We start from the raw sequence: 19565 nt of genomic DNA, 5'->3' as shown, positions 1-19565 counted from the left end.
CCTGCGACTCCCATCTTCCGCCTGGGTGCTATAGGTGAGCCGTTTCGGCAGGAGATACGGCTTGGAATCTTTCGACGTGGTGGTGATCGGGGCGGGGGCGGCGGGCATGATGTGCGCCGTGGAGGCGGGCAAGCGCGGCCGCTCGGCGCTGGTCGTCGAACATGCCGCGTCGCCCGGCGAAAAGATCCGCATCTCCGGCGGCGGCCGCTGCAATTTTACCAACCTCCATTCCAGCCCGAAGAACTTTATCTCGCAGAACCCGCATTTCTGCATTTCGGCGCTCGCCCGCTACACGCAGCGCGACTTCATCGCCATGGTCGAGCGGCACGGCATCGCCTGGCACGAAAAGACGCTGGGCCAGCTCTTCTGCGACGGCTCGGCCAGGCAGATCATCGACATGATGGTCGGCGAGATGAAGCGTTTTGGGGTGGAACTGCGCCTTTCGACGCGGGTCGAAACCATTGAGAAATCCGATCACGGGTTTGTGCTGGTGCTGAACGATGGGACGGTCCGCACGAAATCTCTGGTGGTGGCGAGCGGCGGCAAGTCGATCCCGAAAATGGGCGCCAGCGGCTTCGGCTACGATGTCGCCGCCCAATTCGGCTTGCGGATCGTCGAGACCCGCCCGGCGCTGGTGCCGCTGACCTTCGACCAGAATACGCTGGGGCGGCTCGCGCCGCTTTCCGGCGTCGCCGTCGACGCGGTCGTGTACTGCGGCAAGACGAAATTTTCGGAAGCCATGCTGTTCACGCATCGCGGCCTCAGCGGCCCGGCAATCCTGCAGATCTCGTCCTACTGGCGCGAGGGCGAGGAGATCGGCATCTCGATGCTGCCCGAAACCGACGTTTTTGCAGAGCTGCGCAGGGCCCGCGCCGAGAATGGAAAGCAGGCGGCGCAGACAGCACTCGCGTCGTTCCTGCCGAAGAAGCTGGCGCAGACGATCGCCGAACATGCGAACGCCACGGGCAACCTCGCCGATTTCTCCGACAAGGCGTTGCGCAAGCTCGAGGCGGCTGTCAATGGCTGGCGGGTCAAGCCGGCCGGGTCGGAAGGCTACCGCACGGCGGAAGTGACGTTGGGCGGCGTCGACACGCGCGACCTCGATTCGAAAACCATGGAGGCGAAATCGATTCCGGGGCTCTATTTCATCGGCGAGGTGGTCGACGTGACCGGTTGGCTCGGCGGCTACAATTTCCAGTGGGCATGGTCGTCCGGCTGGTGCGCGGGGCAGGCGGCATGAACCCTTCGATCACGATGGCCGGGCCGGACCGCGACCACGATTTCATCCCGCGACCGCACCAGGTCGAGGCGAGCCAGGCGATCCTCGCGTCGCGCAAGGAGGGTCGGCCGGGCTTCCTGCTCGGGGACCTGACCGGGCTCGGCAAGACGTTGTCTGCCTGGCTGGCGATCTCGGCGATGCCGGAAAAGGACGTGCTGGTGATCTGCCCGAAGGGCGCCATCCCGCAATGGCGGCGCACCATCGCGCATTCGCCTGATGCCGGCAAACGCGTCACCATCATGAATTTCGAGCGGACCAAATCGCTGATGGCGCCACCGGCGGTCAGCACCAAGCGCTCGACGCGGGCGAAGAACAACGAGCTTGCCCGGCTCGGCACGCCGAAGCGCGTGTGGCCGATCGTCGTCATCGACGAGAGCCACCGCATCCGCAATCCCAATGCGCAGCAGGGCCTAGTCTGCCGGCAGATGGCTGCGGCCGCGGAGTTCACCATCTACATGAGCGCGACGGCGGGGCAGTCGCCGCACGAACTCTCCTATCTTGGCAAGCTGCTCGCCTACGCCACCGGCGGCTCAAGCGGCGAGATCGACGAGTTCCGCAAGCTGATGAAGCGGCTCGGCATCGGCCGCGCCAAAGGCCGCTGGAAGAACTGGTCGTGGGAGCCCAACGAGCGCGACCGCAAGCTGATGTCGGACCTGCTCTACAGGGGCCGCAACGCCATCGGCATGCGCCGCCGCCCCGAAAACATTGCCGGTTGGCCGGAGGTGCAGCGCGAGCTTGCGCCGGTAGCTCTCGAGCCGGCCGGCAAGAAACTCTACGATGCGACGTGGCGCGAGTTTAGGCGCGAGCTGGGCTTGGCCGGCGGCAGCACCCGCAAGCCGGCGGGTTGGGCCGCCGATCTGCGGTTCCGCCAGAAGGCGAGCCTGATCCGCACTTCGGGTACGGTCGAATTCGTCGAGGATCTGCTGGCCAACGGCCAGCAGGTGGCGATCTCCGTCGCTTTCCTCGAAACCAGCGCCATGCTGACGGAAAAGCTGCGCGCGCGCAGCTGGTCGGTCGGCGAAATCAATGGCGAGCGTTCAGGCGAAGCCAACGAAGCGACGCGGGTGGCCTTCCAGACCGGCCAGCTTGATGCCGTGGTCTTCACCGTCACCGAATCGATCTCGCTGCATCAGGGCGAGATGCCGGGCGGAGAACGCGAGCGCTCGCTTGTGGTGCACGACCTTCGCCACAGCGCCATTCAGCTGCAGCAGATCGAGGGCCGCGCCCATCGGGACGGCCGCCGCGCGATTATCTACTACGCCTATGCCGAGGGCACGGTGGAGGAAAGGATCGGCGCGACGGTGGTTTCGCGGATGATGTCGATGGACGGCATGGCGGGCGACGACACGCGGCTGCTTGAGGAGATCGCCGAGGTGATGGGCGCGGAGGCTCTGTAGGCGGCACGGAGTCGGTAAGGGAGCGTTGGCGCCTCGAAAATGCGCCTGTGGCGCTGCCAAGCCAGTGCAATCCGGCCAAGACTGCCCAAGGACACGCCCCATATGTGGGCAAAATTGGAATGCGGCAGACAATGACGAGATCAACGGGCGCGCATGCCGCCTCCGACATCGATGGCGCCTACGCCTGGCGGCGGCTGGCGATCTCTACGCTGCTGTCGACGCTCGGCGGTGTCGGCATGTGGGCGGTCGTGGTGGTGCTGCCGGCGGTGCAGGCCGAATTCGGGGTCGATCGCGGCGACGCCTCGCTGCCCTACACGCTGACGATGATCGGCTTTGCGCTCGGCAATCTCGTCATCGGCCGCTTCATCGACCGTTTCGGCTTCATGGGGCCCGGCATCATTGCCGCGCTGGTGATGGGCGTAGGCTTCATCCTCGCGGCGCTGACCACCTCCGTCACCCAATTTGCGCTCGTGCAGGGCGTCCTGATCGGCGCCGGCTCGTCGGCGACGTTCGGGCCGCTGATCGCCGACATCTCGCACTGGTTCGACCGCCGCCGCGGCGTCGCCGTCGGCGTGGCGGCGAGCGGCAACTATATCGCTGGCGCGATATGGCCGATAGGCATGCAGGGCTTTCTCGTCTCCGATGGCTGGCGCGCCACCTATGTCGGCATCGGCATCATCTGCATTGCGGCGATGATCCCGCTGCTGCTCCTGCTTCGGCGCAGGCAGCCCGCCGATGGCCACGGGCATGCGCAGGGTGCGCCGTCCCGGGCGCGCGTTCAGCCGATCACAATATCGCCGCCGGTGCTGCAGGCGCTGCTGGTCGTTGCCGGCGTCGCCTGCTGCGTGGCGATGTCGATGCCGCAGGTGCATATCGTCGCCTACTGCATGGACCTGGGCTACGGCGTGGCGCGCGGCGCCGAGATGCTGTCGCTGATGCTGGCGGCGGGCATCGTCAGCCGGCTAGGCTCCGGCTTTCTCGCCGACCGGATCGGCGGCATCAAGACGCTGCTCATCGGCTCGGTGCTGCAAGGCCTCGCGCTGCTTTTCTACATCCCCTTCGACGGGCTTGCCTCGCTCTATGTCGTTTCCTTTATCTTCGGCCTGTCGCAGGGCGGCATCGTGCCGTGCTACGCCATCATCGTTCGCGAATACATGCCGGCGGCGGAAGCCGGGCGGCGCGTCGGCGTGGTCGTCATGGCCACGGTCGTCGGCATGGCGCTCGGCGGCTGGATGTCGGGCTGGATCTACGACCTGACCGGCTCCTATGCGGCCGCATTCCTCAACGGCATCGCCTGGAACCTGCTGAACGTTTCGGTGATGGTGTTCCTGCTGTGGCGCTCGCGCGGGTTCGTCAGGCATGATCCCCAAAACTGGGAGTCGGTTTTGGAAACAGATCACGGCCGCGCAGGAAGATAGAGCCTGATCCCGTCAACCGCGTTTTAAGGCCTTGCCGGCATTATCGCCGGCATGGCTGGATTCACGCTCCCGAAACTCAGATGGCTGCTTGTCGGCGCTGCGGCGGCCGGATTTTGGGCGATGACCCAGGAGCCGCCCAGCCGGCGCGGCGCCGACGTCGCGCACCGGCCGGCGAAGTCGGTCGAGCGCCAGGCGGCTTTGCCGGCGACGCCCAGGAAAGCGGTCGCCCCTCGGGCGCGCCCGTCGCAAATGGCCACCGGTTCGATCCCGCGCCCGGAAAAGCCGGTCGGCAAGATCCCGGCCAAGGCAACTTCGCTGTTCACCACCTCGCGCGTTCACCTCCGCGCCAAGGCGAGCACGTCCGCGGCGATCGTCTCGACGCTGAAACCCAGCCAGAAGGTTGGGGTGCTGGCGCGCGACGGCAAATGGCGGCTGGTCTCGGTCGCAGGGCAAAAGGGCTGGATCCATGGCGACTATCTCGGCGCGCAATCGACAGCGCCGAAGGCAGCGGTCGCGGAAGGGCCGAGGCCTGCGCTGCCGGTGCAAAGCCGTCCGGCGGGTTCCAGGCCCTGGGGCTCGCTGCTCGGCGGCCGCCATCCGGCGCGTGCGCCACAGGGCGGCAATTGCCAGTGCCCCTTCGACCTGATGCTGAACGGCAAGCAATGCGGCGAACACAGCGCATACACTCGCCAGGGCGAACGCGGCGTCGAGTGCTATTTGTAGGACTACCATCAGCGTAGTGGTGCGTCCTTGGAGGTCGCTGTGCTCGCACGTCAGGATGAGGAAGGTTAGCGATCCACGCTTTCCCGATGCGATTGCGTGTCAGGCAAGGGGTAGCACCTCGGTTTGAATTTCGGCTGTGGGTGAAATTTGCCCCCTGGCTTGGGCGGGCGGAGCGGCTTGGTCGCGCCGCAAGCGGGCATTCCATTCAGCCCGCCACCCCTGAAGGTGGGACCACCACGAGAAAACGCTTTCGCATCGCGGTGATCGACACTACACGCTCTTGGGCGATTGCAACTGCTACTGCATCGGCAGCGTTCGCTCGGCCGCACGAAGCGCGCTGGGGTTCAGGCCGGTGGCGCTGCGAAAGGCGCGGCTGAAATTGGCCGGAGTGGAATAACCAAGCTCCGCGGCAACGCGGGTGATCGAGACATCCGTGTGGCGGAGCAGCTCAGTGGCCCGCCCGGCTCGAGCAGTATTCGCCAAGGAGCGGAAATCCGTTCCCTCGCGATTCAACTCGCGCTGCAGAGTTCGGATGCTGATGCCCATGGCGCGGGCGGTCCTGTCGAGCGAGATCGATCCGCCGCGGACCTGGAGGCGGATATGTTCCGAGATGACGCCCAGCGTATCGCGCGGGGCGACGCCTCGCCGATCCCGCGCCACGTCGGTGATGGTGACGATAGGCGCCGCGGCCGGCGCCGGACCGCATGCGTCCAGGTAGCCGCGGTCGAACACAACGGTCATCGTAGGTGCATTGAAGACCACGGGACAGTGGAACATGTCTTCGAAGGGGGCAGCGTGGCGCGGCCGGGGGATATCGAGCTCGATCCTGAGCGGCCGCCAACTGCCGGACAGGAAATGCCGGCAAACGCTTGACAGCGCGCCCGCCGCGACGTTCGCGGCATGGTCGTAACCGGGGTGGCCAGCGAGGGCGAGGCCATAGCTGTAGCGAGCCTCGTCACCGCGGGTGGCAAGGGTCATCGTATCGCCTGTGGAGTGGTAGGCGAGGGCTTCGATAGCCCGGCCGATCGCGACGCCGAGCGTATCGGCGGCGTAGATGTATTGCCCATATGCTCCGTAATTGGCGACATCCATCTGCGGGGCCATCAGCAGTCCGAAATTGGCCTCGCCGGCAGCTCGCGCCGCCGTGTCGATCAGCCTCAAAGCCGCTGCCTGGGGAATGAAGCAGCTTTCGCCTTCGATCACTTCGAGGTCAACGCCGGCGGCGCGGACAGCCCGAGCCAAGGTCCGCTCGCCAAGCTCGCGGCGGATCAGCTGCGGCAGACCATGCAGTGTCAGGTTCGAAATGACCGGGGTCGTGGACATTCTTAACTATCCTCGAAGCATTCTTCAGCCTTGGCGCAAAATGAGTGGTGCCGCAACGCCGTTGCGGCTCAATGGTGCATCTGTCGCGATTGACAACCGCCTGGAACGACCGACGGTTGCAGTGGTTACTAGCGAGGAAAAGGCAATGATACGCATGACGAGACTGCTTTGCGCCACCGCCGCGATGGTGCTGATGGGCTTGGGCGCCGCTTCCGCCGAAGCGCCGAAGATGAAGATGACGACGCCGATACCGGATTCGATCGTCACGCCGGAGAGTGTGGACACCAGGATTGGCAAACTCAATTTTTTCGATGGCTTCCCGGACGACGCCACATCGGAGAAGATCTACGACAATCTCGACTTCATGCGCGGCGTCGATGCTTTTCTCAATGCCATGCCCGGCGCATCGGTCGAAGCCATGCGGGTTGGATTTGCCAGCCAGGGGGCCGACAACAACCAGACCATCCTGATCTTCGAAAATCTGGCGGACTCGCGTTCGCTGTTCCTGACCGGCAACACCGAAAGCATCTACAATCTGATGTGGCTGGACACCAAGGCCGGTCCGCTGGTCATCGAGACGCCGCCGAATATCCTAGGCATGATCGACAACCACTGGTTCCAATATGTCGGCGATGTCGGCAATGCCGGACCGGACAAAGGCAAGGGCGGGAAATACCTGCTTTTGCCGCCGGGTTACCAAGGAGAGATACCCGAAGGCTATTTCGTGTTTAAGACGTCAACCTACGGAAACCTGTTCTTCTGGCGCGGCTTCCTCGAAAACGGCAGCACCGCGACTGCTGTCGAAAACACCAGGAAATTCGCCAGGGTTTATCCTCTTTCGGAAGCCGACAACCCGCCGCCGATGAAGATCATCAATTCCTCGGGCAAGGAGTTCAACACCATCCATGCCAATGATTTCCATTTCTACGAGGAAGTGAACGACATCGTCCAATACGAACCGGAGGAGTCCTATCACCCGGAAGTGCTGGGACAACTCGCCGCCATCGGCATTGTAAAAGGCAAACCGTTCGCACCCGACGAGCGGATGAGGAAGATACTCACAGAAGCCGTGGCCGTCGGCAATGCGACGGCGCGCACCATCACCTTCAAGACCCGCATGGAGGATGCCTATTATTATCCGGACAGTGCCTGGTTCACCGGCTTTGTCGGCGGCAGCTACGAGTTTCTTATGCAGCCCGGCGTTCGCTATCTGGATGCCCGCGTCCTGTTCCATTACTATGCAACGGGCATCACGCCGGCCATGGCGATAAAGCGCGTCGGCATCGGTTCGCAATACGCCGGGGCCACGACCGACAAGGACGGCAAGCCGTTCGATGGCGGCAAGACCTATAAGATCCACCTGCCGCCAAACATTCCGGCAAAGGAATTCTGGTCGTTCGTTGCGTATGACAACCAGACGCGTTCGATGCTGCAGACGGACCAACAATTCCCCAGCATCGGGAGCGACAAGAAAGACATTGTGATCAACGCCGACTCCTCGGTCGATGTCTGGTTCGGTCCGACAGCGCCGGAAGGCCATGAGGCCAACTGGGTCCAGACAGTTCCCGGCAAGGGCTGGAACGTTCTTCTTCGCCTCTATGGCCCGCTGGAGTCATGGTTCGACAAGACCTGGAAGCCGGGCGAGTTCGAACTCGTGAAGTAGGGGACAACTAACGGCAACTTTTGTCGGACTTAATCCGGGAGCGTCCTGAATCACCGCCGGGCGAGCAGGCCGAGCAACAGGCCGATCACGGCGACTCCGACAACCGCAGTCGCGACCGGATTGTCATGCGCGGCTTTCTGGACGGCACGCGACTGCCGTTTGATGTCCGGCATGGCGTCGCTGATGCGGGAGAGAACGTCCTCGTAGAGATCGGCGGCGCGTTCGCTGGTGTCCTCATAGGCGGCCGTGCCGCGCTTGCTCAGCGTCTTCTTCAGCGAAGCCACTTCACGGCTCAACCTGGCGATCTGCGCCTCCAGATCATCGCCGACATCGCTGTGATGTCTCCACAAATTGGCAACCATGGTGAAATCCCTTCGCCTCGAATAGTTGAAGCAAAAACGGCTGCCGTCATCATTGGTTCCCGCTCGATCGGGGGCGGCAGGCATCGCGGACAAAAGGGCTGGCGTTGCCGGCCGCTGGCCATCATGCCGGCTATTTCTCGGACACGCCGGCCTCGGCGAAACTCGCCATGCCGGTGTGGCAGGCGAGCGCCGAGCGCACGATGTTGACGGCGAGGCATGCGCCCGAGCCTTCGCCGAGCCGCATGCCCAATTCAAGCAGCGGCGGCAGCTCCAGCGCCGCGAGCAGGCCGCGATGACCGGCCTCGGCCGAGACATGGCCGGCGAGCGCGTGGGCGAGACCTGCCGGGTGCAGTTTTGCCAAGGGCGCCGCGGCGGCGGTGGAGACAAAGCCGTCGAGCAGGACCGGAATGCCGAGCTGGCGGGCCGCAAGGGTAGCGCCGAGGATCGCGGCAAGCTCGCGCCCGCCGACGGCGGCGGCGGCCTTCAGCGGGTCGCCGAGGATTTCGGCATGCAGCTTGAGCGCCTTTTCGATTGCCGCGATCTTGCGCTGCAGGCCGGCGTCGTCGACGCCGGTGCCACGGCCCGTCCATCTCTCGGCCTTGCCACCGAACAGCGCCGCTGCAATTGCCGCGGCGGTCGTGGTGTTGCCGATGCCCATTTCGCCGAAGCAGACGAGGTCGAGATCTCCCGCGACGGAGGCGTGGCCGATCGACACGGCGTCGAGGAATTCCTCCTCGCTCATCGCCGGAACCTGCGTAAAATCGCCGGTTGGGCGGTCGATTTCGAGCGGGATCACGTCGAGTTCGGCGCCGGCGGCGCGGGCGAGCTGGTTGATGGCGGCGCCGCCGCCGGCGAAATTCGACACCATCTGCGCGGTGACTTCCGACGGGAATGCCGACACGCCTTGCGCAGTCACGCCGTGCGAGCCGGCAAAGACGATGACCTTGACCTTGTCGAGCCTGGGCGTGTCGCGGCCCTGCCAGCGCGCCAGCCAGGCGACGATGGTTTCGAGCCGGCCGAGGCTGCCCTGCGGTTTGGTCAGCGTATCCTGGCGGGCGGCGACTGCGGCTGCCGCGCGGTCGTCGCCGGCCGGCAGGTCCTGGCAGGCGGTGCGCAGTTCATCGAAGGATTTGAAAGGCATAGAGGAAAAATCTCCGGAAAAGAGTCAAATGAAGACGGCGGATGCGACGAGAAGCACGGCGATTTCGCCGGCCTGCTGCAGCGCGCCGATCGTGTCGCCGGTCTGGCCGCCGACCTGACTGAGGCAGAGAGCGCGGAACAGGAGGAAGACAAGGCCGAGCCAGAGCGCGGCGGCAATCGCGCCGGACAGTCCGAGGACAAGCAGCGCGACCGCACCGATCGCCGCGCCAGTAAAAGCAGCGTCCGATGAAATCGCGCCGGCATTGGCCGAAAGCCCATCGGCCCGCGCGGGCGGCAGCATGTGCATGAAAGCAGGCAGCAGCGCCCGCGACGCGGCATGCGCGGCGATCAGCCCGCAAAGGACGGCGGCGGGGCCGCCAAGTTCGGAAATCGCACTCCAGCGCAGCAGGATCGAGAAGACCAGCGCGCATGCGCCATAGGTACCGATGCGGCTGTCGCGCATGATTTCCAGTTTTTTGTCCCGCGTCTTACCGCCGCCGAAACCGTCGGCGGTGTCGGACAGCCCGTCTTCATGCAGGCAGCCGGTGGCGAGCATCGTAGCAGCAAGCGCCAAGGCAGCTGCGAGGCCTGCGGATAGACCGAGCAAGGCGGCGAAGGCAAAAACAATCCCGCCGATCAGCGCGACGACAAGGCCGACGACCGGCGCGGCCCAGATCGCCCGCGCGAATGTAGAGTGTTCCACCTCGAAACGCGGCAGCGGCAGGCGGGTGAAAAAGACTAGACAGAGGGCAAGGTCGCTGAGAAGCCTTTGCGCGGGCGGCACTGTCATGCGTGACCCCTCGGCGCGACCGGGGACAGTTTACTTTTTTCCGCTCGCGCAAAGTCTGCCCGGCCGCAGCCTGTCTGCAGAAAGAAAGTAAACTGTCTCCCGCGAAGCATCGCGCCTCAGCCTTTCGCTATCGCATGGAAGAACGTGCCGGTGACATGGCCGCGCCGCCCGCCGAACGCGCCGAGCGCGTTGCCTTGGCCGTCGGCCAGTTCCGCCAGCTTCTCGTCATTGCCGGGCGCGGTCATCTGCGCATAGTGGAACTCGTGGCCGCGGACGACCGTGCCCGCCGGCCCGAGCGGACAGTCCGCCAACAATTTCGCCCGGCGATAGCCGAGATTCATCTTCCGCCTGGCGAAGCTGGTCGAATGGCCAAGCAGGCCCAGCATTTCGCGTGTTTCGCCATCGGCATCCTCCAGCGCCTCGCCCAGCACCATGAAGCCGCCGCACTCGCCATGGACGGGCTTTGTCTCGGCGAATTTCTTCAGCCCGGCGCGGAAGTTCCCTGCGGCTGCGAGTTTCGCCGCATGCAGTTCGGGATAGCCGCCGGGCAGCCAGCAGACATCGCAATCCTCGCGTGGCGCTTCGTCGGCAAGCGGCGAGAACGGCACGATCTCCGCGCCCGCGTTGCGCCAGTGCGCCGCCAGATGCGGGTAGAGGAAAGTAAAAGCGGCGTCCTGCGCCAGCGCGATGCGCTGGCCGGGCGGCGGCAGTGCGCCGGAAAAATCCGCCGCCGCCGAGGGCATCGGCGCTGCCAGCGCCATGATCCTGTCCAGGTCGAGCGAGCGCTCCACCATGTCGGCGAGGCGGTCGAGATGCGCCATCAGATCGGCATGCTCTTCGGCCTGCACCAGGCCGAGATGGCGTTCGGGCAGGTTGAGCGTCGGGTCGCGCAGGATCGCGCCGACCACCGGCAGGCCGAGCGCCTCGATCGCGTCGCCGGCAAGGCGGCGATGGCGCTCGCTGCCCAGCCGGTTCAGCACCACGCCGGCGATGCGCACCTCAGGATCATAGGCCGCGAAGCCCTTTGCCACCGCCGCCGCCGTCTGCGACTGGCCGGAAACGTCGAGCACCAAAAGCACCGGCAGGCCATAGAGCCGGGCGAGGTCGGCGGCCGAGCCGGAACGGCCCGGCTCGCCGGGGATGCCGTCGAACAAGCCCATCGCGCTTTCGACGAACACCAGTTCGGCCTCGCGCGCGGCGTCCGAGGCCAGCGAATTGAGCAGCGCCGGCGCCATCGCCCAGCTGTCGAGATTGACGCCGGGCAGGCCGGTGGCGGCGGCATGAAAGCCGGGGTCGATGTAATCCGGTCCGGATTTGGCGCCGCGTACGGCGATGCCGCGCCGCGACAGCGCGCGCAGAATGCCGATGGTGACGCTGGTTTTGCCGGAGCCGGAGCGCGGCGCGCCGATGATGATGCCGCGCGCGGTCATCGCAGCTTCTCGCGCAACGAGACGATGCGGCCGATGACGATCAGCGCCGGGGATACCACCTTTTCCCGCGCCGCCGTCTCGACCAGCGTGCCCAGCGTCGCGACAACCGTGCGCTCGTTGGACAGGGTTGCGTTCTCCACGAACGCTGCCGGCGTATCGTCGGACAATCCGCCGGCGCACAGGGCCTCGACCGTGTCGGCCATATGGGCCATGCCCATGTAGATGACGATCGGCTGACCGGTGCGGGCGAGTGCGGCCCAATCCGGGCGGTCGTCGCTCACCGCGGCAAATCCGGTGGCCAGGATGATCGCGCCATTGACGCCGCGCATCGTCGCCGGAATGCCCGCCGAGGCCAGCCCACCAAAAGCCGATGTCACGCCGGAGAGAACGCGGAACGGAATGTTTTGCGCCGCCAGCGCCAGCGCCTCCTCGCCGCCGCGCGCAAACACCAGCGGATGGCCGCCCTTCAGCCGGACAACTTTTCGACCTTCCTTGGCCAATCGTACGAGAATGCCGTTGATCTCGTCCTGCGGGATCGACAGCCTGCCGCCGCGCTTGCCGACATAGAATTTCTCCGCTTGGCTCGCCACCGCGATGATCTCCTCCGACACCAGCGCGTCATGCACCAGCGCGTCGGCCTGATCCAGCGCCGACAGCACGTCGAGCGTCAGGCAGCCGGGATCGCCGGGGCCGGCGCCGGCCAGCCAGACATGGCCGGGCTCGAGCACCGGTTGCGCGTGGTTCAGGCGGGCAATGGCTTTTTCGAGACTCATGGATGCCGCTTTCGACGATGACGGGCGGCTCTAGCAAGCCTATAGATCGCGCCATGAACAGTGAAGATCGCCCCCTGAAGCGCGGCTGGACCACCGGCGCCTGCGCCACCGCCGCGACAAAAGCCGCCTGTACGGCGCTTCTCACCGGCAAATTTCCCGACCCGGTCGAGATCACGCTGCCTGGCGGCAAGCGCGTCGCGTTCGCTCTGGCGGTCTCGCGGATGGGCGAAGGCCAGGCGATGGCCGGCATCGTCAAGGACGCCGGCGACGACCCGGACGTCACCCACGGCGCGCTGGTCAAGAGCACGGTGCGGCCGGGCGCGAAAGGCGCCGGCATTATCTTCAAGCGAGGCGAGGGCGTTGGCCTGGTGACGCGGCCGGGCCTGCCGATCCCCCTGGCGAGCCCGCGATCAACCCCGTGCCGCGCCGCATGATTGCCGCCGCCATCGCCGAAGTGGCGGGCGAACACGCCTTCGAGGTCGAGATCTCCGTGCCCGACGGCGAAAAGATGGCCGAGCGGACGCTGAACCCGCGCCTTGGCATTCTCGGCGGCATCTCGATCCTCGGAACGACCGGCATCGTCATTCCCTATTCCTGCTCGTCGTGGATCCATTCCATCCATCGCGGCATCGACGTCGCCCGCGCCATGGGTTTCACCCACGTCTCCGGCGCCACCGGCAATGCGTCCGAGATCGCGGCGCAAAAGTTCCACGACCTGCACGAGGTGCAGCTCATCGACATGGGCGATTTCGCCGGCGGCATGCTGAAATATTTGCGCGACCATCCGGTGCCGCGCGTCACCATCGCCGGTGGCGTCGCGAAAATGACCAAACTCGCGCAAGGCATGCTCGACCTTCATTCCAAGCGAGGCGCCGCCGACCTCGACGCGCTGGCGGCAGTCGCGCTGGAGGCCGGCGCGTCCGTCGAACTGGCGGAAAAAATCCGCGGCGCCAACACCGTTGCCGAAGCATTCGCCGAGGCGACCGCCGACGGCATTCCGATCGGCAAGGCCATCGCCGACGGCGCCTGGCGCACGGCGGCGGCGGTCCTGAAGGACCCGGACATCGAACTCGAAATCCTGATTTTTGACCGCGACGGCGCGCTGATGGGGCAGACGCCCTTTGCGCCTACCTTTGGTAGCGGTCCCAAAGATTGACCGGTGCTCACAAACCTCGTCATCCCGGCCAACCGAGCGGAGCGAGGGCAGAGCCGGGACCCATTGAGAGGCGCGGCCGGGTGGCGTTAAAAACTCGACCTGTGCGAAGCGCGCGAAGGCCCGGGCCGGGCCGATGACCGGACCAATGGGTCCCGGATACGCCGCTCCGCTGCGCTTGGCTCGCTCACGAGGTCGGGAATGACGACTGCGGGAAATGTTGTCGCAAATCGGTGACGGTATTGATTGCCGGAAACGCCAACGACATACGTCAGGAACACGCTTCCAGACCGGAGATGATTGCCGAAAACGCAAAATGACGTCCGTCATTCCCGACCTCGTGAGCGAGCGCAGCGAGTGGAGAGTGTCGGGAATCCATGCCTCGACAGAGAATACGGCAGAGTCGGAAACAAGTCCCGGCTCTACCCTTGTTTCATCAGGATGACGAGGATTGGTGCTCATCCGATCAGGCGTTCCAGTCACCGCCCTCATAACCCGTCGCGCCCCCGAAAACGGCGCTGATAATAGGCGTCATAAAGCGAGCTTTCGCGAAAACCCTCTGCTGCCAGCGACTTGCCGACGAAAATGATCGCCGTGCGCTCGATCGGATTTTTCACCAGCTCTCCAGCAATCGTGGCAAGCGTCCCGCGCACAACCCGCTCGTCCGGCCATGATGCGTGGAACACGACCGCCACCGGGCAGTCTTCGCCATAGAGCGGCGACAGTTCCGCGACCACGCGGTCGATGACGTGGATCGCCAGATGGATGGCGAGCGTCGCGCCTGTCGCGCCGAAGGCGGCCAGCGTCTCGCCCGAAGGCATGGGCGAAGCGCGGCCGGATACGCGCGTCAGCACGAGGCTTTGCGCCACTTCCGGAATCGTCAGCTCGCGGCCGAGCGCTGCCGCCGCGGCGGCGAAGGCAGGAACGCCCGGCGTCATCGTATAGGGGATGCCGTGTTTTTCCAGCCGGCGGATCTGTTCGGCCACCGCGCTCCACACGGACAGATCGCCCGAATGCAGGCGCGCCACGTCGTGGCCGGCCTGATGTGCGGCGACATATTCGGCTTCGATCTCGTCGAGCGACATCGGCGCAGTGTCGACGAGTTTTGTCCCGGCCGGGCAATAGTCCAGCAGTTCCCGTGAGACTATCGAGCCGGCATACAGGCAGACGGGGCACTGCGCCAGGAGCCTGCTGCCGCGAACGGTGATGAGGTCGGCCGCGCCGGGGCCTGCGCCGATGAAGTGAACCGTCATGCCGCGTCTCCGGATGTCGCTAGCGCGCAGGTGACCGGGCCGACGACGATGCGCGGGCCAAGCAGCCGTGCGCCTTCGCCTGCAGCCGCGAGTGCCGCCGCCTCGGCGACAGAGGGCGTGCCGGCCACGGCCTGGGAACGTGCGGAGTGGGTGAGCGTATTCGCTGCCGCCGAGCCGCCCCTCATCCCCCTGCCGGGACCTTCTCCCCGTGAACGGGGAGAAGGGGGCTGGTGTTGGCCTGCGCGATCAACCTGCAAGCTAGACGATTGGCGAAATCCTGGATGAAGGTGTCCCTCTCCCCGTTTACGGGGAGAGGATGCCGGCAGGCAGGTGAGGGGCGGCGCTGCGCTTTCAAGTAAGGGCGCTTGGCGTAGCGGAGCGTCCTTGGTCGGGGTCATCGATGCTTGCGCTTCATCCTCCACGATAATCACCGGCAGCCCAAGCTCCCGCCCCGCCGCGAAAATCGCCTCCTCGTCCCGCTTGAACGCAGTGGTCGCCAGCGCAGACAGCGTGCCTGCGTCGAGCCGATGCGCTTCCAGTGCTGCTTCCACGGCTGCGATCACTTCCGCCATGCTCACGCCCTTGCGGCATCCGATCCCCGCGACGATCATGGCTTCACCCACGACCATTGGGTGACCGGCATGGCCGGCCGCCAGCCTTGCATGGAGCCGACGGGAGCCGCGCGGGAGACGGATATGCGCGCAAGCTCGCCGCCAAGCCGGGCATGCGATGCCAGAAGCAGCGTTTCCATTTCGAGCGTGACCGCGTTGGCCACCAGCCGGCCGGCAGAGGGCAGGGCGGCTATCGCGGCGTCCATGACGCCCGGCGCCGAGCCGCCGCCGCCGATGAAGATTGCGTCCGGCGTTTCCAAATCGGCCAGCGTCTCTGGCGCGGAACCTTCGACGATGCTCAGGCCGGGAACGCCGCAGGCGCTCGCATTGCGGCGGATGCGGGCGGCGCGATCCTGCTCGGCTTCGATGGCGATGGCGCGCATCGATGGGTGAGCCAGCATCCATTCGATCGAGATCGATCCAGAACCCGCGCCGATGTCCCAAAGAAGCTCGCCGCGTCGAGGGGCCAGCGCCGCCAGCGTCACCGCTCGGATTTCGCTCTTGGTGATCTGGCCATCATGCTCGAACAGATCATCGGACATGCCGGGGGTCAAAGGAAGGATTCTCGCATCGCGCACCGAATCAATTTCAAGCGCCAACACATTGAGCGGATTTATGTCTTTCAGGTCGAACCCATCGGCTCGCACACTGCGCAGCCGCTGGTGCGGACCGCCAAGCGCTTCAAGGACGGTAAGCCGCGTCGCGCCGAAACCGAGTTCCGTGAGCAGCTTTGCAATCGCCGCCGGACCATCGGCATCGGAGGTCAAAGCAAGGATACGCGTTTTCGGATGGAGGAGCGGGCGTATCAGATCGATAGATCGTCCATGCAACGAAACGGCCTCGACATCCTGAAGCGCCCAGCCGAGCCGGCTTGCGGCTATCGAAAGGGCTGATGGCGCTGGGACCACCCGCATCTCCGCCGCAGGAATTTTTCGCGCCAGGGTCGCGCCGACGCCATAAAAGAAAGGATCCCCGGAAGCGAGAACGCAGATTTTTTGACCGCGCCGCGCCAGCACATCGCGCATTTCCGAATCGAACGGCGTCGGCCACGGGCGCGCTTGGCCGGTGACGATTTTTTCGACCAGCGCCAGATGCCGCCTACCGCCAAAGACGACTTCCGCCTCGGCAATGCAGCGCTTGGCCTCGTCGCCGAGACCCGCCACGCCGTCCTCGCCGATGCCGACGATGCTTAGCCATATGGGTGTGGCTGTTGAGTTTGTCATCTCAGGCCGCAACCGGTCGTGCAGCTTTAAGAGCCCCCACTCCGTCCGCTTCGCCGCGAAGCGGACGGTGAGGGGGTGCTAAACGTTCGGCCTTAACTGTTTTCGCTGACGTGGCGTCCTGAAGCGGGTAAGGCAGGGCGACGAAATTCAACGAACGCATCTGCGCATGCTCCAAAAAATCCTCATCCTCGGCGGAACCACCGAAGCGCGGCAACTGGCCGGAAAGCTCGCGCAGCGCGGCGATCTCGCTGTCACCCTGTCGCTGGCCGGACGCACCGAAAGTCCTGTCCCGCAAGGCGTCCCGACCCGCAGCGGCGGCTTTGGCGGGATGGAAGGTCTGGCCGCATATCTGCGCCAGGAGCAAATAAATCTGCTGATCGACGCCACGCATCCATATGCCGCGAACATTTCGCGCAACGCCGCCGAGGCGGCGCTGCTGGCGAATGTTCCGATACTGGCGCTCCGGCGTCCCGCATGGGAGCCGGCCGCAGGCGACCGCTGGACGCTGGTCGCCGATGCGGCGGAGGCGGTGCAAGCGCTCGGGACCGCGCCGCGAAAAGTCTTTCTGGCGCTCGGCCGGCAGGAGATCGCCGAATTCGCGGCGGCGCCGCAGCACGCCTATGTCATACGCAGCGTCGATCCGGTCGAGCCGCCGCTCGACGTGCCCGACGCGACCTACATTCTGGCACGCGGGCCGTTCGCCGAGGCGGATGAGCTTGAATTGCTGAAAACCCACCGCATCGACGCCATCGTCGCAAAAAACAGCGGCGGCAGCGCCACGTACGGCAAGATCGCCGCGGCGCGAAAGCTTGGCATCGAGGTGATCCTGTTCCGCAGGCCGGTGCTGCCGGACGTACCGGCCGCGGCGAGCGTCGAGGAGCTTCTGGGAAAAGTCGATCATTGGCTGGATCCAGCCGAAAAACGTGGCGTATAGACCAAAGCGGGCCGCTCGCCGCGTTCGATGATTTTTGTCTCTGGCGAGCCGATGATGACGCAGGTCGCCATATCGGCTTTTTCCGGATCGGCCTTCGACAGTGGAAACACTTCGATCCGCTCGTCGGGGCGGCCGGCGGCGCGGCCGAAGATGACGGGTGTTGTTGTAGGCAGGATGCCGCGCAAAGTTTCGAAGGCGCGGCCAAGCTGCCAGGGGCGCGCCTTGCTGATCGGGTTGTAGAGCGCGATCACGAAACCAGCGCCGGCGGCAGCCTGCAGGCGCTTCTCGATCAGGTCCCACGGCTTCAGATTGTCCGACAGCGAAATCGCGCAGAAATCATGGCCGAGCGGGGCACCGATGCGGGCAGCGACCGCGAGCATCGCGGTCACGCCCGGTACCACGGTCAGGTCGATGTCGCGCCATTCTTTTGGCCCGGCCTCGATCGCCTCGCAAACGGCTGCGGCCATGGCGAAGACGCCGGGATCGCCGCCCGAGACGACGGCGACCTTCACCCCCTCGGCCGCTTTCTCCAGCGCGGCCTTGGCCCGTGAAAGCTCCTCGCGATTGTCGGATGCTATGCGGGTCTGGTCCGGGCGAAGTTCAAGCCGGTCGACATAGGGTCCGTAGCCGAAGAAGAATTCGGCCTCCGCCGCCGCCCGGCTCGCCTGCGGCGTGATCTGGTCGGCATTGCCGGGGCCGAGCCCGATGACGAAGATCTTTCCGCTCATTGCCGCCCCGCCCAGCCGGCAACCAGCACGATCGAGAAATAGGGCGCATCGTCGTCCGCTTTGTCGGCCAGCGGCATCGAAGCGGTGTTGGCCATCGTGCCGCGCTCGACATAGATCGCGCGGGCGAGCTTGCCGGTCGCGTTGAGCGCCCGCCGGATTTTCGGCAGGTTGCGCCCGACCTTCATGAAGACAGCAGCGTCCGTATCGGCAAGACGTCGAGTCAGCTCGAATTCGCTCATCGTGCCCGGCAGAACGGAGAGCACGTCGTCGCCCTGCACGATCGGCAAGCCGGCCTGCGACCAGCAGCCCGACATGGCGGTGACGCCCGGAATGACCTCGGTCGGGAAGCGATCGGCGAGGCGCACGTGAAGGTGCATGTACGACCCATAGAAAAGCGGGTCGCCTTCCGACAGAACCGCGACCATTCTGCCGGCTTCGAGGTGTTCCGCGACTTTGCCGGCAGATTCCTCGTAGAAATCGGCTATCGCGGAGCGGTAGTCGTTGTGATCCTTGTCTATTTCCGTTGTGACGGGATAGACGAGCGGCAATTCTATGCACTCCGGACGCAGGTGCGCGCCGACGATGGCGCGCGCATTGCCGTTGCTGCCGCGCTTCGAAAAATGCGCGACCACGTCAGCCTCGGCCAGCGCGCGCACCGCTTTCACGGTCAAAAGTTCGGGGTCGCCGGGCCCGGTGCCGACGCCGACCAGCCGGCCTTTTGCTTGCATATTCAAAGGCCTGGCCTCGCTAGTGCATTGACGGCCGCAGCCGTGATGGCGCTGCCGCCAAGACGGCCGCGCACGATGGCATAGGGCACGCCGTAGGAATTTTCGGCCAGCGCATCCTTGGATTCGGCCGCGCCGACGAAGCCAACGGGCATGCCGATGATCGCCGCCGGCTTCGGCGCGCCGTCGCGCAGCATTTCCAGCAGGTAAAACAGGGCCGTCGGAGCATTGCCGATGGCAACCACCGAGCCCGCCATGCGCTCGCCCCAGAGCCGCATCGCGGCAGCCGAGCGGGTGTTGCCGATTTCCCTTGCGATTTCAGCGGTTTGCGGGTCGCGAAGTGTGCAGATAACCTCGTTGTCAGCCGGCAGGCGCGTACGGGTTATGCCGCGCACGACCATCTCGGCATCGCAGAAGATCGGCGCGCCGGCCAGCAGGGCATTTCGCGCCACGTCCACAAATCCTTCAGAGAAAACAAAGTGTTGCGCCGCTTCGACGAGCCCGCAGGCATGCACCATGCGCACGGCCACGTCGGCTTCGACCTCGGAAAACCGGCTAAGATCGGCCTCGTCGCGGATGATCGCAAACGAGCGCTCATAGATCGCCGTGCCGTCGTGAATGTATTCGTACTCGGCCATCT

The 19565-nt window shown here is 65.4% G+C and carries 18 protein-coding genes and 1 pseudogene; 7 read left to right on the top strand and 12 right to left on the bottom strand.

Features of this window, described 5'->3' with window-relative positions:
- Positions 1 to 61 precede the first annotated feature (61 nt).
- The 4 genes from ACG873_RS15130 (at position 62) to ACG873_RS15115 (ending at position 4817) form a co-directional block, all read left to right on the top strand.
- Positions 62 to 1240 (top strand): NAD(P)/FAD-dependent oxidoreductase, encoded by a 1179-nt coding sequence (locus ACG873_RS15130; RefSeq protein WP_394892762.1) that lies wholly within the window; start codon positions 62 to 64, stop codon positions 1238 to 1240.
- Positions 1237 to 2676: a DEAD/DEAH box helicase family protein gene (locus ACG873_RS15125; RefSeq protein WP_394892761.1), complete on the top strand. Its 1440-nt coding sequence runs from the start codon at positions 1237 to 1239 to the stop codon at positions 2674 to 2676. Before ACG873_RS15130 ends, ACG873_RS15125 begins: the two co-directional genes overlap by 4 nt.
- 131 nt (positions 2677 to 2807) lie before the next feature.
- Positions 2808 to 4094 carry an MFS transporter gene (locus ACG873_RS15120; protein ID WP_394892759.1) on the top strand — a complete coding sequence of 429 codons (1287 nt, stop codon included), beginning with the start codon at positions 2808 to 2810 and terminating at the stop codon, positions 4092 to 4094.
- A 51-nt stretch (positions 4095 to 4145) separates the two neighbouring features.
- Positions 4146 to 4817, top strand: a complete 672-nt coding sequence (locus ACG873_RS15115; protein ID WP_394892758.1) for an SH3 domain-containing protein — start codon at positions 4146 to 4148, stop codon at positions 4815 to 4817.
- 297 nt (positions 4818 to 5114) lie between these two features.
- On the opposite strand, the gene ACG873_RS15110 is transcribed toward ACG873_RS15115, so the two are convergent.
- The gene (locus tag ACG873_RS15110; RefSeq protein WP_394892757.1) at positions 5115 to 6140 is read right to left on the bottom strand and encodes an AraC family transcriptional regulator; all 1026 of its coding nucleotides are present in this window, start codon (positions 6138 to 6140) and stop codon (positions 5115 to 5117) included.
- A gap of 145 nt (positions 6141 to 6285) precedes the next feature.
- On the opposite strand from ACG873_RS15110, the gene ACG873_RS15105 reads away from it, so the two are divergent.
- On the top strand, positions 6286 to 7803 hold the full coding sequence (locus ACG873_RS15105; RefSeq protein WP_394892755.1) for a DUF1254 domain-containing protein: 1518 nt from the start codon (positions 6286 to 6288) through the stop codon (positions 7801 to 7803).
- A gap of 50 nt (positions 7804 to 7853) precedes the next feature.
- On the opposite strand, the gene ACG873_RS15100 is transcribed toward ACG873_RS15105, so the two are convergent.
- From ACG873_RS15100 to cobA, 5 genes are all read right to left on the bottom strand, one after another.
- Positions 7854 to 8165 carry a hypothetical protein gene (locus ACG873_RS15100; protein WP_394892753.1) on the bottom strand — a complete coding sequence of 104 codons (312 nt, stop codon included), beginning with the start codon at positions 8163 to 8165 and terminating at the stop codon, positions 7854 to 7856.
- Between the two features lie 130 nt (positions 8166 to 8295).
- Complete coding sequence (gene cobT, locus ACG873_RS15095; protein ID WP_394892752.1) at positions 8296 to 9306, bottom strand: nicotinate-nucleotide--dimethylbenzimidazole phosphoribosyltransferase; 1011 nt, start codon at positions 9304 to 9306, stop codon at positions 8296 to 8298.
- 24 nt (positions 9307 to 9330) lie between these two features.
- Positions 9331 to 10095 carry an adenosylcobinamide-GDP ribazoletransferase gene (gene cobS, locus ACG873_RS15090; protein WP_394892751.1) on the bottom strand — a complete coding sequence of 255 codons (765 nt, stop codon included), beginning with the start codon at positions 10093 to 10095 and terminating at the stop codon, positions 9331 to 9333.
- A 116-nt stretch (positions 10096 to 10211) separates the two neighbouring features.
- Positions 10212 to 11525, bottom strand: coding sequence for a cobyrinate a,c-diamide synthase (locus tag ACG873_RS15085; protein WP_394892749.1), 1314 nt, complete (start codon positions 11523 to 11525; stop codon positions 10212 to 10214).
- Positions 11522 to 12298: a uroporphyrinogen-III C-methyltransferase gene (cobA, locus tag ACG873_RS15080; RefSeq protein WP_394892748.1), complete on the bottom strand. Its 777-nt coding sequence runs from the start codon at positions 12296 to 12298 to the stop codon at positions 11522 to 11524. Before cobA ends, ACG873_RS15085 begins: the two co-directional genes overlap by 4 nt.
- Positions 12299 to 12351: 53 nt before the next feature.
- Between cobA and ACG873_RS15075 the strand changes: the two are divergent.
- Positions 12352 to 13454: pseudogene (locus ACG873_RS15075) on the top strand (cobalt-precorrin-5B (C(1))-methyltransferase).
- 485 nt (positions 13455 to 13939) lie between these two features.
- Here ACG873_RS15075 and cobM read toward each other — a convergent pair.
- The 3 genes from cobM to cbiE are packed head-to-tail and all read right to left on the bottom strand — an operon-like array spanning position 13940 to position 16538.
- Positions 13940 to 14704 carry a precorrin-4 C(11)-methyltransferase gene (gene cobM, locus ACG873_RS15070; RefSeq protein ID WP_394892747.1) on the bottom strand — a complete coding sequence of 255 codons (765 nt, stop codon included), beginning with the start codon at positions 14702 to 14704 and terminating at the stop codon, positions 13940 to 13942.
- Entirely contained in the window at positions 14701 to 15315 is a 615-nt protein-coding gene (locus ACG873_RS32595) for a cobalamin biosynthesis protein (RefSeq protein ID WP_417568624.1), read from the bottom strand. Before ACG873_RS32595 ends, cobM begins: the two co-directional genes overlap by 4 nt.
- On the bottom strand, positions 15312 to 16538 hold the full coding sequence (gene cbiE, locus ACG873_RS15055) for a precorrin-6y C5,15-methyltransferase (decarboxylating) subunit CbiE (protein ID WP_394892746.1): 1227 nt from the start codon (positions 16536 to 16538) through the stop codon (positions 15312 to 15314). The genes ACG873_RS32595 and cbiE overlap by 4 nt, the downstream gene beginning before the upstream one ends.
- Before the next feature lie 166 nt (positions 16539 to 16704).
- Here cbiE and ACG873_RS15050 point away from each other — a divergent pair, with 166 nt between their 5' ends.
- A complete protein-coding gene (locus tag ACG873_RS15050) occupies positions 16705 to 17472 on the top strand; it encodes a cobalt-precorrin-6A reductase (RefSeq protein WP_394892744.1) in 768 nt (255 codons plus the stop codon).
- Here ACG873_RS15050 and ACG873_RS15045 read toward each other — a convergent pair.
- The 3 genes from ACG873_RS15045 to ACG873_RS15035 are packed head-to-tail and all read right to left on the bottom strand — an operon-like array spanning position 17436 to position 19563.
- A complete protein-coding gene (locus tag ACG873_RS15045) occupies positions 17436 to 18200 on the bottom strand; it encodes a precorrin-3B C(17)-methyltransferase (RefSeq protein ID WP_394892742.1) in 765 nt (254 codons plus the stop codon). The two genes, ACG873_RS15050 and ACG873_RS15045, sit on opposite strands and share 37 nt — an antisense overlap.
- On the bottom strand, positions 18197 to 18928 hold the full coding sequence (locus ACG873_RS15040; protein ID WP_394892740.1) for a precorrin-2 C(20)-methyltransferase: 732 nt from the start codon (positions 18926 to 18928) through the stop codon (positions 18197 to 18199). The genes ACG873_RS15045 and ACG873_RS15040 overlap by 4 nt, the downstream gene beginning before the upstream one ends.
- A 2-nt stretch (positions 18929 to 18930) precedes the next feature.
- On the bottom strand, positions 18931 to 19563 hold the full coding sequence (locus tag ACG873_RS15035; protein WP_394892738.1) for a precorrin-8X methylmutase: 633 nt from the start codon (positions 19561 to 19563) through the stop codon (positions 18931 to 18933).
- Positions 19564 to 19565 lie beyond the last annotated feature (2 nt).

This window comes from Allomesorhizobium aridi (genome assembly GCF_043769475.1).
GTDB lineage: Bacteria > Pseudomonadota > Alphaproteobacteria > Rhizobiales > Rhizobiaceae > Allomesorhizobium.
Note: the sequence above shows the minus strand (reverse complement) of the source record. Positions and strands in the feature narration are given on the sequence as shown.

Excerpts from the sequence above, each read along its gene's own strand:
- ACG873_RS15125 (WP_394892761.1), top strand. The coding sequence starts at position 1,237 with ATGAACCCTTCGATCACGATGGCCGGGCCGGACCGCGACCACGATTTC.
- ACG873_RS15120 (WP_394892759.1), top strand. The coding sequence starts at position 2,808 with ATGACGAGATCAACGGGCGCGCATGCCGCCTCCGACATCGATGGCGCC.
- ACG873_RS15115 (WP_394892758.1), top strand. The coding sequence starts at position 4,146 with ATGGCTGGATTCACGCTCCCGAAACTCAGATGGCTGCTTGTCGGCGCT.
- ACG873_RS15110 (WP_394892757.1), bottom strand. The coding sequence starts at position 6,140 with ATGTCCACGACCCCGGTCATTTCGAACCTGACACTGCATGGTCTGCCG.
- ACG873_RS15105 (WP_394892755.1), top strand. The coding sequence starts at position 6,286 with ATGATACGCATGACGAGACTGCTTTGCGCCACCGCCGCGATGGTGCTG.
- ACG873_RS15100 (WP_394892753.1), bottom strand. The coding sequence starts at position 8,165 with ATGGTTGCCAATTTGTGGAGACATCACAGCGATGTCGGCGATGATCTG.
- cobT (WP_394892752.1), bottom strand. The coding sequence starts at position 9,306 with ATGCCTTTCAAATCCTTCGATGAACTGCGCACCGCCTGCCAGGACCTG.
- cobS (WP_394892751.1), bottom strand. The coding sequence starts at position 10,095 with ATGACAGTGCCGCCCGCGCAAAGGCTTCTCAGCGACCTTGCCCTCTGT.
- ACG873_RS15085 (WP_394892749.1), bottom strand. The coding sequence starts at position 11,525 with ATGACCGCGCGCGGCATCATCATCGGCGCGCCGCGCTCCGGCTCCGGC.
- cobA (WP_394892748.1), bottom strand. The coding sequence starts at position 12,298 with ATGAGTCTCGAAAAAGCCATTGCCCGCCTGAACCACGCGCAACCGGTG.
- cobM (WP_394892747.1), bottom strand. The coding sequence starts at position 14,704 with ATGACGGTTCACTTCATCGGCGCAGGCCCCGGCGCGGCCGACCTCATC.
- ACG873_RS32595 (WP_417568624.1), bottom strand. The coding sequence starts at position 15,315 with ATGATCGTCGCGGGGATCGGATGCCGCAAGGGCGTGAGCATGGCGGAA.
- cbiE (WP_394892746.1), bottom strand. The coding sequence starts at position 16,538 with ATGACAAACTCAACAGCCACACCCATATGGCTAAGCATCGTCGGCATC.
- ACG873_RS15050 (WP_394892744.1), top strand. The coding sequence starts at position 16,705 with ATGCTCCAAAAAATCCTCATCCTCGGCGGAACCACCGAAGCGCGGCAA.
- ACG873_RS15045 (WP_394892742.1), bottom strand. The coding sequence starts at position 18,200 with ATGAGCGGAAAGATCTTCGTCATCGGGCTCGGCCCCGGCAATGCCGAC.
- ACG873_RS15040 (WP_394892740.1), bottom strand. The coding sequence starts at position 18,928 with ATGCAAGCAAAAGGCCGGCTGGTCGGCGTCGGCACCGGGCCCGGCGAC.
- ACG873_RS15035 (WP_394892738.1), bottom strand. The coding sequence starts at position 19,563 with ATGGCCGAGTACGAATACATTCACGACGGCACGGCGATCTATGAGCGC.